The organism is Pantoea sp. EKM21T, from assembly GCF_011800405.1.
Lineage (GTDB): Bacteria > Pseudomonadota > Gammaproteobacteria > Enterobacterales > Enterobacteriaceae > Pantoea > Pantoea agglomerans.
This window is the reverse complement of record NZ_JAALFV010000004.1, coordinates 390,016-405,198: the sequence shown is the minus strand read 5'-3', so window position 1 is coordinate 405,198 and position 15,183 is coordinate 390,016. Positions and strand designations below refer to the sequence as shown.

The window sequence follows — 15,183 nt, the reverse complement described above, 5'->3', positions numbered from 1 at the left end:
TGCACGTCTGACTCGCAGCGTCTGCACTGTCACAGTGCGCCTGACGGCTTTACTCTCTCTTCTCAGCCATTCCTGATCCTTATTAACCCATAAGAGGTAATCAGAAACGCTTATTTTCCGGGCCGTTAGGAAAAATCTGGCTGCTTGATGGCCTGAATTTTTTAAACCTGGCCTGCATCTTGCAAAATCTCTGTTATCAGGGCGATGGGATCAGACCCATTTCGCTATTCGGGGTGAGTGACGGAGGCAAGATGAATTTAAGACGACTGAAGTACTTTGTGAAAATCGTCGATATCGGCAGTCTGACGCAGGCAGCAGAAGTGTTGCACATCGCCCAGCCTGCACTCAGTCAGCAGGTCGCGACGCTGGAAAATGAACTGGATCAGCAGTTGCTGATTCGTACCAAGCGCGGCGTTACGCCAACTGAGGCGGGTAAGATTCTCTATGGTCATGCGCGCACCATTCTGCGCCAGTGTGAGCAGGCCCAGACTGCGGTAATTAACGCCGGTCAGGTGCTGAGTGGACAGGTATCGATTGGGCTGGCCCCAGGGACGGCGGCTTCATCGCTGACCATGCCGCTGTTACAGACCGTTCGCGATCAATTTCCGGAAGTGCTGGTTTATCTGCACGAAAATAGCGGCAGCGTGCTGAATGAGAAAGTGATGAACGGTCAGCTGGATATGGCGGTGTTGTACGATCGCGCGCCCACTGCCGGGATCACCAGTATGCCGCTGATGAAAGAGGATCTGTTTCTGGTAGGCGCCACCGATTACCCGGGTGCCAGCGTCGATCTGGCCGATGTGGCGCAGATGAGTCTGTTCTTACCGCGTGATTACAGCGCAGTACGCAAGCGGGTCGATGAGGCCTTTTCGCTGCGTCGTCTGAGTGCACGCATCATCGGTGAGATCGAATCGATTTCAACCCTGACCGCAGCCATTTCCAGCGGCATGGGCGTGACCGTATTACCTGAGTCCGCCGCCCGTTCGCTGGTGGGATCCACCGATGCCTGGATGTCACGCATTAACAGCCCGTCATTGAGTCTGCCGCTGTCACTGAACGTCTCCGCCCGGTTGCCGCTGTCACCTTCAGCGCAGGCAGTGAAGAACATTCTGCTGTCGCTGCTGAATAAGCCGCTGAGTGAGGAGCGGGAGTTGATGTTAGTGAGTTAAGAGGGCGCTTGCAGCGGCTGGCAACCAGCCGGTTTCGCTTTGCAGCGGGCTGCACTGAGCGGGTTTCGCCCGCCAGGCGTATGGGAGTTTCAGGTCACTTAGCCGCGCGTTAGCACTGAGCGGTTTATGCCCGCCAGGCGATGGAGGCTGTGAGCCTTTAGCAGCGGGTATGCACTGAGGAAGTTTCGCCCGCCAGGCGATGGGGAGTTTCAGGTTGCCGGTGCAGGCGGACGCGTCAAGGGGCGGACGCCCGCCCCTTAACAATCCCGGCGTCCGGCTGCCTGCGCGCCCCGCTGTGCGGGGTGCCTTCGTCACGCCCTGCGGCCGACGGACCGTCCGGACTCGCCATCCCTGGCTCGTACCGCCCTTTCGCCGACGTCCTGTCGGCTCATCCTTGCCTGCGGTTGTTCCTCAGCGCTCCGGACGCCTCTGGTAAACCTTCGTCTGTAATTTCTGTATTTATTTGCTGCACAAAGCTGTTTACTGGCTGGACAGGAAGAGGTTCTATCTTTCCATTTCGACACAATGTGAACTTCATAGCACGAATGATAAATCCATGTTGGCGTGAAGAATTGCTGATGCGACTTTTAAATTATTCTGAATAGCTTTTGGGCACGTTTTTTTTCTCTGATACCGGGTTATTCCGCGATCTCTATATCTGAAACAATAAAACTTCAATCAGGTTGATTTCACGCTGTATGAAAATTGATCTGATGTTTGCCGGAAGATAGTTTAATCAGGCTGTGAAAGCAGTGGGCCTGTCAGCAGAAAACAGGCTGGCTTTCTCTTTTTAAAATGGAGTTTAAAACGATGGCTATTCCAGCTTATCTCTGGCTTAAAGATGACGGTAACAACATTATTGTCGGATCAGTCGACGTGGCAGGTCGTGAAGGCGCTATTGAAGTCCTCGGCCTGAATCACGGCGTCATGCTCTCCACAGACAACGTGACGGGTAAAACAACCGCTGTCCGCGAACACGCTTCTTACAGTTTTGATAAAGAGATCGATAAGTCCAGTCCCTGCCTTTACAGGGCTGTGACCTCAGGTCAAAAGCTTTGCTCAGCGGAAATAAGATTTTACCGGATAAATGACGCGGGGCAGGAGGTGGAATATTTCAATACTTTGATGGAAGGCGTAACCGTTATTTGTGTGGGCCCGATGATGTATGACGTTAAATCCCGCTATGGTGAGGCGCGGGATCATCTGGAAACTGTAGAGCTGATTTACGAAAAAATTACCTGGCGATATGCAGACGGAAATATCGTCCACTCGGACAGCTGGAATGATCGAGTGACAGCATAAAGGAATATAACGATGACATGGACATATGAGCAAAGCACGGGTCACTTATACCACAACAGTGAATTTATTGAGGCCGGCTACTCAGGTAGTCTGACTAACAAAAATAATCCCGATCGCCAGCATGTAAGAGGGATGGGGCCCCTTCCTCAGGGAACGTACAGAATTGCAGGGCACTCCACATCAAAAGGACCCCTGACCATTATTCTGGTGCAGACTTCCGGAGAGTCTTTTGGCCGTTCGGCATTTCGCATTCATGGCGAAAGGGTCAATAAGCCAGCGGGCTTCGCCTCAGAAGGCTGCATCATTATGTCACTTGCAACCCGGCGACGCGTGCTGCGGGAAGGCGGGACGCTGGAGGTGGTCCGATGAAATATCTGATATTGATTGGCCTTATGCCCTTCGCGGTCTGGGCTGGAGCGAATACATCCGACTGGGAAAATTCGCTGAAGGGCATCGCGTCAGGAGAGCAAGCCTGGCTTGCAAAAGTGCCCCAACTGGCAGCTACGGCTGATGTTCAGCAGGCAACCCGGATGGAGGATGCCCTTGCCTCGGCGTTAGCAAAGAATACCCCGGGCGTGCTGGAGACGCTCCGGGTTATTGACGCCAGATCCTGGCCCCATATGGCAGGTACAGACATTGTCTGCAGCGTTCCGGCTGAGCAACCTACAGCCTTTATAGAGGATTTTTATCAACAAACCCGTCTGGCGCTACTGGCAACTGACCAGGGTGCGACCTGTCTGTGGATCCTGGAAGCAAGCTATGAAGAGATGAAAGCAGAGAGCGCCAGAATGCGTAATCTATCGCCTTCTGTAAAATAGCCTCTCCCCCTGGCCGGGTTTCAGTCAAATTCTGAAGTCCGGCCGCCCATCTCAAACCTCTCTGCACCCCCAAAACTCACCCCGTTATTCCCTAAAGTCATAAATCCGAATTTTTTAGTATTTCCGGTTATCAATAATAGTTCTTACCATCAGATAATCAGATTATGTAAAGGGAGGTAAATACCGTGAATTTCCAGCAGCTTAAAATCATCCGTGAGGCGGCCCGCTGTGAGTTTAACTTAACGGAAGTCGCTAACACGCTGTTTACCTCCCAGTCGGGAGTAAGTCGGCACATTCGTGACCTGGAAGATGAACTCGGGGTTGAGATCTTTATCCGTCGCGGCAAGCGCCTGCTGGGGATGACCGAGCCGGGCAAAGCGCTGCTGACCATCGCTGAGCGTATCCTGGATGAAGCGGGCAAAGTGCGACGTCTGGCCGATGTCTTTACCAATGAAACCAGTGGCATCCTGACCATAGCCACTACCCATACTCAGGCGCGCTACAGCCTGCCGAAAGTCATCAAAGCGTTTCGTCAGCTCTATCCCAACGTCCGGCTTGAACTCAATCAGGGGTCGCCACAGGAAATTGTCACCATGCTGCTGGCGGGTGAGGCGGACATTGGCATCGCCAGTGAATTACTGGTCAACAACAGCAGCCTGGCGGCGTTTCCCTGGTTCAGCTGGCATCACGCCTTACTGGTGCCGAAAGGGCATGAACTGGTGCAGAACCAGCCGGTTTCACTGAGCACGCTCAGCCGCTATCCATTGATTACCTACCGGCAGGGTATCACCGGACGTTCGCGGGTGGACCGTGCGTTCCAGACGGCCGGTTTAAAACCAGATATCGTGCTCAGCGCTCAGGACTCCGATGTGGTGAAAACCTACGTCAAACTCGGTTTAGGCGTGGGGATACTGGCCGATCAGGCGTGTGAAACTGAAGAGAGTGAAGAGCTGGTGCGCCTCGATGCCACGCATCTGTTCGATGCCAGCACCGTATGGCTCGGCCTCAAACGCGGCCAGCTGCAACGCAACTACGTCTGGCAGTTCCTGGAACTCTGCAACGCCAACCTGTCGCTGGAAGAGATCAAGCGTCAGGCGCTCTCCTACAGCAATGACGACGAACCGGTTATCGACTTCCAGATTTAAGCACACGGCGCATCCACCCGGATGCGCGCCTGTTTCCGCACGGCATAAAATTTCAAATCACCGCGAAAATCTCCTCTATCGACCTTTCTCACCCCGCACAACAACATCCTGCGCTGACCCGGCGCGATAAAGTGGAATCAGCTGACCACAAGGGGATGATATGTCGCGACTACAACTTAACGATAGCGATCTGCTGCGCCAGCAGGCGCTGTTTAATGGACGCTGGCAGGATGCGCATCAGGGCGCCACGCTGCCGGTTACCGATCCCGCCACGGGCGAAACCCTGGCGACGATTCCGGCACTGGGTCGGGCAGAAACCGGGCAGGCGATAGCTTATGCGGAAACGGTGCGCATCAGCTGGGGCAAAACCACCAATGCCAGCCGTGCCGCGCTGCTGGAAAAGTGGCATCAACTGATTATTGAACACGCTGACGACCTGGCGATTATCATGACCGCCGAGCAGGGCAAACCGCTGGCGGAAGCCAGAGGCGAAGTGCTCTATGGAGCCAGCTTCGTGAAATGGTTCGCGGAAGAGGCACGCCGCATCTATGGCGACACCATTCCCGCACCCAGCGAGGACCGGCGCATCCTGGTGCTGAAACAGCCGGTAGGCGTTGCCGCCGCGATCACGCCGTGGAACTTCCCGATTGCCATGATCACCCGCAAGGTGGCGCCCGCGCTGGCCGCCGGATGCCCGATTATTGTTAAGCCTTCCGAGTTAACACCGCTGTCGGCGCTGGCACTGGCGGTACTGGCAGAGCGCGCGGGCTTCCCGTCCGGCGTGCTGCAGGTGCTGACCGGCCTGCCCACGGAGATTGGCGCGACGCTGACTGAAAGCCGCACGGTACGTAAAATCTCCTTTACCGGTTCAACCCGCATCGGACAGTTGCTGATGCAACAGAGCGCCGACAGCATCAAGCGCCTGAGTCTGGAGCTGGGTGGCAACGCGCCCCTGATCGTGTTTGATGATGCCGATATTGAGATTGCCGTCGCGGGGGTCATGCTCAGCAAGTTCCGCAACGCCGGACAAACCTGCGTCTGCGCTAACCGCATCCTGGTGCAGCGAAGTATCTATCCGCGTTTCACCGCCCGGTTGCTGGAGGCGGTCGCCACCCTGAAAGTGGGCGATGGTTTTGCGCCCGACAGCACTATTGGTCCTTTGATCAACAGCCGCGCGGTGGAGAAAGTGAACGGTCATATCGATGATGCGCTCAGTCAGGGTGCAACGCTGCTGACCGGCGGCATCAGCCAGGGCAACGGGACCTTTGTGCAGCCCACGGTGCTCGGTGAGGTCACCGCCACCATGCGCATAGCCCATGAAGAGACGTTTGGTCCGGTCGCGCCGCTGTTTATCTTCGATGATGAAGAGGAGGCAATCGCGATGGCAAATGACACGCCCTACGGCCTGGGTGCCTATTTCTTTACTGAGAACATCCGGCGCGCATGGCGGGTAGCGGAGGCGCTGGAGTTTGGCATGGTCGGCTTTAATACCGGCGCTATTTCCCTGGAGGTCGCGCCGTTTGGCGGCGTGAAACTCTCCGGTATTGGCCGGGAAGGTTCCCGCTACGGAATTGATGAATATCTGGAACAGAAAACATTTCACATTGGCAGTCTGTAACTAAAAATGAAAAAAGCCAGCCGGATAATCCGGCTGGCTTTTTTTTGCCTGAGTCTCCGTAAAAACTTACCGGCGTCAAATAATTGTTCTGAAAAATCAAAGAATTTATCAGGGATGTGAAGCGGGTCGTTAAATCGGCGGATCATGTGAACCGGAATGAGCCGCCTGACCCGAAATATCCGCTTTGGTGCAATTTCCGTGCAGGTTGCACCAGCAGGGCGCATAAATTTTGTGAAGTAAATCATCTGTTTAATTGTTCGGCAATTCCGCAAAAAATCCCCCGCCAATACGGCAGAAAATTTTTTTGCACTGTTTTAAACGCATTTTTATTTTTTGCCCGGCTGGCATACTTTCTGCATTAGCTTATTAACAGCGCAGAAACCGGCAGTTTTAAACGCTAATAAACCAGCAACTGATGGGTGTAACAAATAAGGAATTCTTCCATGTTAAGTTTCGACCCGGAAAAAGTTTCTCTCCCGACTGGCCATTATATTGGCGGCCAGCACTGCCAGAGCCAGGGCGCATCCTTTGAGGTTAAACGTCCCTCGGATGGCAGGGTTTATGCCACGCTGCAGGACGCTACGCTGCAGGATGTTGATCGTGCCGTGACTGTGGCGCATCAGGCGCTGAAAAGCAGCGGCTGGTCCGGTTGTCCGCCGCGCGAACGCGGACGGGTACTGCGCCGCTGGGCCGATCTGATTGAGCAGGACGCGCTGCTGGCACAGCTGGAAGCGCTGGGCTCCACCCGGCCGATCAATGACGTGGTGCTGCACGAAATTCCTTTTACCGCCGAAGCGATTCGCTTCTATGCCGAATGCGCTGACAAATACAGCGGGGATCTCTTTCCCACCCGCGACAGCAGCCTGGGTATGCTGATTGCCGAACCTTATGGCGTTATCGCCGCGATTACCCCGTGGAATTTCCCGCTGTCGATGGCGTCGTGGAAATGCGGACCGGCGCTGGCGGCGGGCAATGCGGTGGTGCTTAAACCCTCTGAACTGACCCCGTTTTCTACCGTGCGCATGGCCGAACTGGCCATTCAGGCGGGCTTACCGGCGGGCGTGCTGAACATTGTACAGGGCAGTGGCGCGGTGACCGGCAGCGCGCTGGTAAAACATCCGCTGGTGCGCAAAGTCTCGTTTACCGGCTCGACGCTGACCGGCGCGCGCATTATGAGCGATGCCGCGCAGCACGGCATGAAGCCGGTGACGCTGGAACTGGGCGGCAAAAGTCCGCAACTGGTGTTTGATGACGCGGGTGACCTTGAGGTGCTGGCCCAGCGGATTCTGCGCGGCTTCACCGCCAACGGCGGTCAGGCCTGCGTGGCGGGCACCCGTCTTATTGTGCAGCGCAACATTGCCGATCCGCTGGTGGAGCGGCTGGCTCAGCTCTGCCGGGAGGTTAAACCGGGCGTCACCTGGCAGGAGGACAGCCGCTACGCGCCGCTGATCGATGAACGACAGGGCAACAAAGTCTGCTCGGTTATTGAAGCGGCAAAAGCGCAGGGCGCAGAAGTACTGGTGGGCGGTGAGCGTTTTGCCGACACCGACGACGGCTGGTTCTGGCAGCCCACGCTGCTGAGTCACGTGGCGCAGGATAACCCGGCGGTCCAGCAGGAGATTTTTGGTCCGGTGCTGACGGTGCAGACGTTTGATGATGAAGAGCAGGGACTGGCGATGGCCGCCCATGACACCTATGGCCTCTGCGCCGGTGTTCACACCCTGAGTCTGCCGCGCGCGCTGCGGGCAATGCGCGCCATCGACGCGGGCACCGTCTGGATCAACCGCTATGGGCGCTCCGGCGACTTCATCATTCCGACCGGTGGCTTTCTCGGCTCCGGCATTGGTAAAGATTTAGGCCGCCAGGCGTTTCAGGCCTGCCAGCGCCAGAAGAGTGTACTCATCGATTTCTAAGCGCAACTGACAATGACGAGGGTGTTACATGGCACTGTTTAAACCGAAATTCATCACGTTTGACTGTTACGGCACGCTGATTCGCTTCGATATGGCGGGTGCCGCACAGCGCTGTTTCAGCGACCGCGTCGACCCGGACGCAATGCTCGCCTTTACCACCGACTTTTCCAGCTACCGGCTGGATGAGGTGCTCGGCGCATGGAAACCCTATTACGACGTGGTGAGTAATGCCCTGCAGCGCACCTGCAAAAAGTGGGGCGTCCGCTGGGACAAAGCCGACAGCGACTTTATCTACACCGACTGCGCCAGCTGGGGTCCGCATCCCGACGTGCCCGCCGGGCTGGCAAAGGTGGCTAAGGAGTTTCCGCTGGTGCTGCTGACCAACTCGATGAAAGACCTGATCCCTCATCACGAACCGCGTCTGGGCGCGCCAATCTATATGGCTATCACGGCAGAAGAGACGGGAGCCTACAAACCACAGATGAAGGGCTTCGAGTACATGCTGGATAAGCTCAGCTGCGGCCCGGAGGAGATCCTGCACGTCTCCTCCAGCTTCCGCTATGACCTGATGACTGCCCACGATCTCGGCATCAAAAACAAAGTCTGGGTCAATCGCGGTCATGAACCGGCGAATCCGTATTACCAGTACACCGAAATCAACGATATCGGCGGCCTGCCTGGCGTCGTCGGACTCTGAGGAACACCCCATGAAACTGGAATCGTTCTGGCAGGCCACCGCTCCGGCCTTTACCGGCGCCGCACGCGAACCGCTGCCCGCACAGGCGGACGTGGTGGTGATTGGCGGTGGCTTCACCGGCATCTCAGCGGCCCTGAATCTGGCGCGCAGCGGCATCAACGTTGTGCTGCTGGAGAGTGGTGACGTGATGAGTCAGGCCTCGGCGCGCAACGGCGGCCACTGCAACACCGGTGTGGCGCAGAACTTCGCCTCGCTGGTGGCGAGCCAGGGTCTGGAGCAGGCCAGCCGCTTCTACCGGGCGTTTGATGAGGCGGTGAGCTATGTCCAGCAACTGATCCAGGATGAAGCGATCGACTGCGACTTCCGGCTGTGCGGCAAACTCAAGCTCGCCAGCAAAGCGTCGCATGTGGCCGGGCTGCAGGAAGCGTATGAGCTGATGCGGCGCACCGTTGACCCGGAGATCGAACTGCTCGACAAAACCGCAGTGCGTGACGAGATCGCCAGCGATGACTTCCACGGCGGCCTGCTGCAGAAACGTGGCGGTCAGATGCACATGGGCAAGTTCGGCGTCGGGCTGGCTGAGGCCGCCGCCCGCAGCGGCGCGAAGATTTTCCCGCACCACGCCGTGACGAAGTTAGCACGCCTGAAGGGTTATCAGCATCGGGTAGAGACCGCGCAGGGCACCATTGTGGCGGACAAAGTGCTGATGGCGACCGGCTGCTCCAACGTCGGCCCTTTTCCCTGGTTTCAGCGCCGCATTGTGCCGGTCGGCAGCTTTATCGTGGTGACGGAGGCGCTCGACCCGGCGCTGCTGCGCCAGGTGCTGCCAAACGATCGCACCTACGTCACCTCACTGAATATCGGCAACTACTTCCGTACCACGGCCGATCGCCGTTTGGTGTTTGGCGGGCGGGCGCGGTTTGCCGTCAGCAACCCGACGTCGGACTCGCGTAGCGGTGAGATCCTGCGCCGGGCGATGACGCAGATGCTGCCACAGCTCGGCCAGTCGCAGGTGGATTACTGCTGGGGCGGTATGGTCGACATGACCGCCGACCGTCTGCCGCACGCGGGTGAACAGGATGGCCTCTTCTACTCGCTGGGCTACAGCGGCCACGGCACCCAGATGTCGGTGTGGATGGGACGCGTCATGGCCAGTCTGCTGGCTGAAAAGCGCACTGAAAATCCCTGGCAGCGCGACACATGGCCCGCGCTGCCTGGTTATCACGGCAAGCCATGGTTTTTACCGCTCGCAGGACTCTATTACAAAGCAAAGGATCGCCTTTCATAACGTCCCGTCGGGTGCTGACCGCCAGGTTATCAGCACCGCCAGAACATGATCCCCGGTTCGCCTGACTATTGAGGGTACAGAGATGAGTAAATTTGATAATAACGACGCTGATGCGGTAAATCCGGCACTGACGCGCATGATCACCGAAGGCTCATTGTCACGCCGCAGCCTGATGAAAATGCTCTCAGCCGGTGCGGTGATGAGCAGCGGCCTGATCACTTTTTCAGGGGCGGCACTGGCGGACGACAAGCCGGTCAGGGGCGGTAAACTGCGGGCGGCGATGTCGAATGCCTCGGCCACCGATACACTGGATCCGGCCAAAAGTAACAACAGTGCGGATTACACCCGCCAGTTCATGTTCTACAGCGGCCTGACCGAGCTGGATAAAAACCTGATGGCGCAACCGGCGCTGGCCGAATCGCTGGAATCCAGCGACGGCATTACCTGGCATATCAAACTGCGTAAGGGGGTCACTTTCCATGATGGCAAACCGCTGACTGCCAAAGATGTCATTTACTCGCTCAGCCGTCACAAAGATCCGGCCATCGCCTCTATCGCCTTTAAGCTCGCCGATCAGTTCAATACCTTCAGCGCGGTCAATGATAATGAGGTGCAGCTGGAGCTGAGCAGCGCTAACTTCGACGTCCCTTATATGCTGGCGACGCCGCCGTTTCTGATCGTACCGGACGGCACCAAAGATTTCAGCAAAGGCATCGGCACCGGTCCGTTTATCTGCAAAGCCTTTATGCCGGGTGTGCGCACTATTGGTACCAAAAATCCCAACTACTACAAGCCTGGTCTGCCGCATCTGGATGAGGTAGAACTGATTGGCGTCACTGACGGCGCCGCGCGCGTTAATGCCCTGATGTCAGGCGATCTGCAGATGGTCTCCACGCTGACCGCTGCCGACTGCAAACGCATCAAAGCCAGCAGCGAATTTGGCGTGCTGGAGAGTAAATCGGGCATGTACACCAACCTGATTATCCGCACCGATGTGAAGCCGGGTAACAATGAAGATTTCGTGCTGGCGATGAAATATCTGCAGCCACGTGAAATGCTGGTGAAAACGGTGCTGCAGGGTTACGGCGACGTCAGTAATGACACCCCGGTGCCGCCGTGGCATCCGCTCTATAACGCCGATCTCAAACCGCGTGCGCTGGACATTGAAAAAGCGAAGTTCCACATCAAAAAAGCGGGCATGGCCGGCTCCACGGTGGAGATTATCACCACGCCGAATATCGAAGGGGCAAATGAAGGCGGTCAGATGATCCAGCAGATGGCGCGCGGGGCAGGGCTGAACATCAAAGTGCGACGTGTGCCGTATGACGGTTACTGGTCTTCGCACTGGATGAAAGATCCGGTGGGATATGGCTCGATAAACCCGCGTCCGACGCTCGACATGCTCTTCTCACAGTTTTATCTCTCTACCGCACCGAATAACGAATCGGGCTGGAAAAATCCTCAGTTTGATCAACTGGTGGTCGCGGCACGCGGTGAGCGCGATCAGGCGAAACGCAAGCAGATGTATGGCGACATGCAGAAGTTGATTTATGACCACTGCGGCACCCTTATCCCGACCTTTATCAGCTCCACAGATGGCTACAACAAAAAGGTCAAAGGGGTGGAGGCCTGGCCGTCGGGCATGATGATGGGCTATCGCTTCCATGAATTTGCGTGGCTGAGCGCCTGATACGTTATTTGAGGAAGGAGTACGCCGATGAACCGATACATGCTGTTCCTGATTGCCCGGCGAATTGGTGCCGGCATCCTGACTTTGCTTATCGTCTCGGCGGTGGTGTTTTTCATCACCAGCCTGCTGCCGGGCGACGCAGCGCAGATGATCCTCGGCCAGAACGCCACGCCGGAAACGGTGGCGGCGTTACGGCAGCAGCTGGGTCTCGATCAGCCTTTGCTGATGCGCTACTTCCACTGGCTGACAGGCATGGTGCAGGGCGACTTTGGCACCTCGTTTGCCAGCCATTTGCCGGTCTCGCAGCTGGTGGCGCAGCGCATTCCCGCCACCTTTGAACTGGCGGGTATCACCACGCTGATCTGCGTGCCGCTGGCGCTGATTATCGGCATTATTGCGGCGATGAATCGCGGTTCCCGACTCGATCGGGCGCTGGTCATCGGCACCATGGCGACGGTTGCCGTGCCGGAGTTTCTGGTGGCGACGGTGGCGGTACTGATTTTCGCCGTCAAGCTGCACTGGGTCTCGGCGATGTCGTTTGGCAGCCCGGATAGCGACCTGCTGAGTTACCTCAAAGCCTATGCGCTGCCGGTGCTGACGCTCTGCTGCGTGCTGGTGGCGCAGATGGCGCGTATGACGCGGGCAGCCATTATCAACCAGCTCGACAGTCCTTATCTGGAGATGGCGCTGCTGAAAGGGGTTTCACCGCTGAGAGCGGTGCTGCGTCACGCACTGCCTAACGCGGTCGGCCCCATCGCCAATGCCATTTCACTCAGCCTCTCCTATCTGTTTGGCGGGGTGATCATCATCGAAACTATCTTCAGCTATCCCGGTCTCGCCAGCCAGCTGGTGGATGCGGTCAGTAACCGCGACCTGCCGGTGGTGCAGCTCTGCGTGATGCTGTTCGCCGCCTGCTACCTGGTCCTGCTGCTGGCGGCAGACATTCTGACTATCGCCTTTAACCCGAAATGGAGAAGCGCATGAATATTCTCTCGTTGCCCTGGCGTTTCTTACAGTCGCTTTCCTGGTCGGGACGGCTGGGTCTGATCATGTCGCTGTTCTGGCTGCTGATGGCAGTATTCGGCACCCCGCTGGCCCCGCACAGCATTGATGACATCGGCGGCGGCCCGCTGATGGGCGGCCTGACGTCTGATAACCTGCTGGGCACCGACTACCTTGGGCGCGACATGCTGAGCCGCATTCTCTACGGCGCGAAGTTCTCTATCGGTCTGGCGCTAAGTGCGGCGCTGCTGGCCAGCCTGATCGGCACGCTGCTGGCGCTGCTGGCAGCGGTGGCGGGGCGCTGGCTGGAGGAGGTACTGGGCCGCGTCAACGACGCGCTGCTGGTACTGCCGGGCAAAGTGCTGTCGCTGATGATAGTTGCGGTATTTGGCTCCTCACTGCCGATGCTGATCCTCACGGCGGTCTTCACCTACTGGCCGGGCGCATTTCGTATCGCGTTTGCCATGGCCAGCTCGCTGCGCAGCATGGACTACGTCCGGGCGTCACGGCTGCGGGGCGAAAGCCGCTGGTATATCGCCATTCACGATATCCTGCCCAATATGGTGCACCCGATGCTGACTGACTTTGGTCTGCGCTTTGTCTACATCGTGCTGCTGCTGAGCGGCCTGAGCTTCCTCGGTCTGGGTGTTCAGCCGCCCTACGCCGACTGGGGCACGCTGGTGCGTGAAAATATGCAGGGGCTGTTTGACGGCTCGCCTGCGGTGCTGATGCCCGCGCTGGCGATTGCCAGCCTGACCATTGGTGCCAACCTGTTTATTGACAGCCTGCAGGCGATGCGTCCGATGACGCTGGCGAAGGAGGGAGCATGAACGTGACACCACATACCGCCATGCCGGTAATTTCGGTGGATAAACTGCGCGTCACTGCGCAGACCGATCGCGGCGAAGAGATCGACCTGGTTTCCGATATTCACTTTACCGTGCAGAAGGGCGAAGTGCTGGCGCTGATTGGCGAATCCGGCTCAGGTAAAACCACTATCGCGATGGCGCTGATGGGTTACGCCCGCAGCGGCTGCCGCATCGCCGACGGCAACATTCACGTTGCCGGCACCGACGTTAACAGCCTGACGCCGGGGCAGTTGCGCGCTTTCCGTGGCAACAAAGTCGCCTATATCGCCCAGAGCGCGGCAGCGTCGTTTAATCCGGGCATGAAGATCCTCGACCAGGTGATTGAGCCGGTGGTTATCCACGGCACCCTGACCCGCAAAGCGGCAAAAGCCAAAGCGATTGAGCTGTTCCGCGAACTGGCGCTGCCCAACCCCGAGACCATTGGCGACCGCTTCCCGCACCAGGTGTCGGGTGGTCAGTTACAGCGTCTGATGACGGCGATGGCGCTGATTGGCGATCCTGACGTGGTAATCCTTGATGAACCTACTACCGCGCTGGATGTGACCACGCAGGTGGAAGTGCTGAAGGCGTTTCGCCGCGTGGTGGTGCAGCGCGGCGTCACGGCGATTTACGTCAGTCACGATTTAGCCGTGGTGGCGCAGATGGCAGACCGGATACTGGTGCTGCTGCGCGGCAGAATGGCGGAGTATGGCAGCACCGCGCATCTGATCGGCGCACCGCAGGCGGAGTACACCCGTTTACTGATGGAGGCGGCGCGGCAGAAAGAGCGGCCCAGCAACTGGTGCCCGGTTGCCGCCGATATTCAGCCGCTGCTTGAGGTGCGCGACCTCAGCGCAGGTTATGGCCCGCGCGGCAGCGACGGCTATCCGAAAATACGCATTCTGGAAGATATCAATCTCAGGCTGTGGAAAGGGCAGGCGATTGGCATCATTGGTGAGTCAGGCTCAGGCAAAACCACTCTGGCGCATGCCATTGCCGGACTCAACGCTCCAAGCCACGGCCATATTCTGTTTAACGGCCACTACATCTCGGGCGATATGCAAAAACGGCCTGACAACGAGCTGCGCCGCATTCAGTATGTATTCCAGATGGCAGACACCGCGCTGAACCCGGCCCACAGCGTTGAGCGCATCCTGTCACGTCCGCTGACGCTGTTTCACGGTCTGAGCGGTGCGGCCCGACAGCAGCGGCTTTATCAGCTGCTGGATCTGGTGCAGCTTCCGCGCAGCGTGCTGTGGCGGCGTCCCTGGGCGCTCTCCGGCGGGCAGAAGCAGCGCGTTAATCTGGCGCGCGCGCTGGCGGCTGAGCCGGATCTGATTCTGTGTGATGAAGTGACCTCGGCGCTGGATACGGTGGTTGCCGCCGCCGTCCTCGACTTAATCAGCGAACTGCGCCGCGAACTGGGACTCTCGGTGATCTTCATCAGCCACGACATGCATGCGGTACGCGCGGTGTGTGATGAAATCGTGGTGATGAAGAGCGGTCGCATCGTCACCCAGCTGGCGCGCAGCGACTACGACAAGCCGACCAGCGAGTTGTATTTCGAGCGGCTGAAACGCGCGGTGCCGGAGCTGCGTCAGGGCTGGCTGGATGAGCATGAAGAGATTTTAAAAGCAGAGTGAGTTGCCTGAAGCAACTGGCACCCTGATTAATCCGCCTGCACAGCACTGAT

13 protein-coding genes are annotated in these 15,183 nt (G+C 57.8%); all 13 read left to right on the top strand.

The genetic code is table 11. The features are described 5' to 3' along the window. Positions 1-251: 251 nt before the first annotated feature. The 13 genes from nac (at position 252) to HFD87_RS10785 (ending at position 15,133) form a co-directional block, all read left to right on the top strand. Positions 252-1,169 (top strand): nitrogen assimilation transcriptional regulator NAC, encoded by a 918-nt coding sequence (nac, locus tag HFD87_RS10845; protein ID WP_010247899.1) that lies wholly within the window; start codon positions 252-254, stop codon positions 1,167-1,169. 810 nt (positions 1,170-1,979) lie between these two features. Beyond that, positions 1,980-2,471, top strand: a complete 492-nt coding sequence (gene tssD / locus HFD87_RS10840) for a type VI secretion system tube protein TssD (RefSeq protein WP_010670916.1) — start codon at positions 1,980-1,982, stop codon at positions 2,469-2,471. A 12-nt stretch (positions 2,472-2,483) separates the two neighbouring features. Beyond that, the gene (locus tag HFD87_RS10835) at positions 2,484-2,840 is read left to right on the top strand and encodes a tlde1 domain-containing protein (RefSeq protein ID WP_010247892.1); all 357 of its coding nucleotides are present in this window, start codon (positions 2,484-2,486) and stop codon (positions 2,838-2,840) included. Beyond that, entirely contained in the window at positions 2,837-3,289 is a 453-nt protein-coding gene (locus HFD87_RS10830) for a hypothetical protein (protein ID WP_167423409.1), read from the top strand. The genes HFD87_RS10835 and HFD87_RS10830 overlap by 4 nt, the downstream gene beginning before the upstream one ends. Positions 3,290-3,474: 185 nt before the next feature. Continuing rightward, on the top strand, positions 3,475-4,434 hold the full coding sequence (gene cbl / locus HFD87_RS10825) for an HTH-type transcriptional regulator Cbl (protein WP_010247887.1): 960 nt from the start codon (positions 3,475-3,477) through the stop codon (positions 4,432-4,434). Positions 4,435-4,594: 160 nt separating this feature from the next. After that, positions 4,595-6,052 (top strand): NAD-dependent succinate-semialdehyde dehydrogenase, encoded by a 1,458-nt coding sequence (locus tag HFD87_RS10820; RefSeq protein ID WP_033758293.1) that lies wholly within the window; start codon positions 4,595-4,597, stop codon positions 6,050-6,052. 443 nt (positions 6,053-6,495) lie between these two features. Next, on the top strand, positions 6,496-7,965 hold the full coding sequence (locus tag HFD87_RS10815) for an aldehyde dehydrogenase (protein ID WP_167423408.1): 1,470 nt from the start codon (positions 6,496-6,498) through the stop codon (positions 7,963-7,965). Between the two features lie 28 nt (positions 7,966-7,993). Further along, complete coding sequence (locus HFD87_RS10810; RefSeq protein WP_167423407.1) at positions 7,994-8,662, top strand: haloacid dehalogenase type II; 669 nt, start codon at positions 7,994-7,996, stop codon at positions 8,660-8,662. A gap of 10 nt (positions 8,663-8,672) precedes the next feature. Further along, positions 8,673-9,950 carry an FAD-binding oxidoreductase gene (locus tag HFD87_RS10805; RefSeq protein WP_167423406.1) on the top strand — a complete coding sequence of 426 codons (1,278 nt, stop codon included), beginning with the start codon at positions 8,673-8,675 and terminating at the stop codon, positions 9,948-9,950. 82 nt (positions 9,951-10,032) lie between these two features. Beyond that, complete coding sequence (locus HFD87_RS10800; protein ID WP_167423405.1) at positions 10,033-11,640, top strand: ABC transporter substrate-binding protein; 1,608 nt, start codon at positions 10,033-10,035, stop codon at positions 11,638-11,640. 27 nt (positions 11,641-11,667) lie between these two features. After that, entirely contained in the window at positions 11,668-12,624 is a 957-nt protein-coding gene (locus HFD87_RS10795) for an ABC transporter permease (protein WP_010247875.1), read from the top strand. Then, positions 12,621-13,472: an ABC transporter permease gene (locus HFD87_RS10790; RefSeq protein ID WP_010247873.1), complete on the top strand. Its 852-nt coding sequence runs from the start codon at positions 12,621-12,623 to the stop codon at positions 13,470-13,472. Before HFD87_RS10795 ends, HFD87_RS10790 begins: the two co-directional genes overlap by 4 nt. Beyond that, entirely contained in the window at positions 13,469-15,133 is a 1,665-nt protein-coding gene (locus tag HFD87_RS10785; RefSeq protein ID WP_010670910.1) for an ABC transporter ATP-binding protein, read from the top strand. Before HFD87_RS10790 ends, HFD87_RS10785 begins: the two co-directional genes overlap by 4 nt. Positions 15,134-15,183 lie beyond the last annotated feature (50 nt).

Coding starts and splice junctions, on each gene's coding strand:
- HFD87_RS10820 (WP_033758293.1), top strand. CDS start 4,595: ATGTCGCGACTACAACTTAACGATAGCGATCTGCTGCGCCAGCAGGCG.
- HFD87_RS10805 (WP_167423406.1), top strand. CDS start 8,673: ATGAAACTGGAATCGTTCTGGCAGGCCACCGCTCCGGCCTTTACCGGC.
- HFD87_RS10790 (WP_010247873.1), top strand. CDS start 12,621: ATGAATATTCTCTCGTTGCCCTGGCGTTTCTTACAGTCGCTTTCCTGG.
- HFD87_RS10795 (WP_010247875.1), top strand. CDS start 11,668: ATGAACCGATACATGCTGTTCCTGATTGCCCGGCGAATTGGTGCCGGC.
- HFD87_RS10815 (WP_167423408.1), top strand. CDS start 6,496: ATGTTAAGTTTCGACCCGGAAAAAGTTTCTCTCCCGACTGGCCATTAT.
- HFD87_RS10785 (WP_010670910.1), top strand. CDS start 13,469: ATGAACGTGACACCACATACCGCCATGCCGGTAATTTCGGTGGATAAA.
- HFD87_RS10835 (WP_010247892.1), top strand. CDS start 2,484: ATGACATGGACATATGAGCAAAGCACGGGTCACTTATACCACAACAGT.
- tssD (WP_010670916.1), top strand. CDS start 1,980: ATGGCTATTCCAGCTTATCTCTGGCTTAAAGATGACGGTAACAACATT.
- nac (WP_010247899.1), top strand. CDS start 252: ATGAATTTAAGACGACTGAAGTACTTTGTGAAAATCGTCGATATCGGC.
- HFD87_RS10800 (WP_167423405.1), top strand. CDS start 10,033: ATGAGTAAATTTGATAATAACGACGCTGATGCGGTAAATCCGGCACTG.
- HFD87_RS10830 (WP_167423409.1), top strand. CDS start 2,837: ATGAAATATCTGATATTGATTGGCCTTATGCCCTTCGCGGTCTGGGCT.
- HFD87_RS10810 (WP_167423407.1), top strand. CDS start 7,994: ATGGCACTGTTTAAACCGAAATTCATCACGTTTGACTGTTACGGCACG.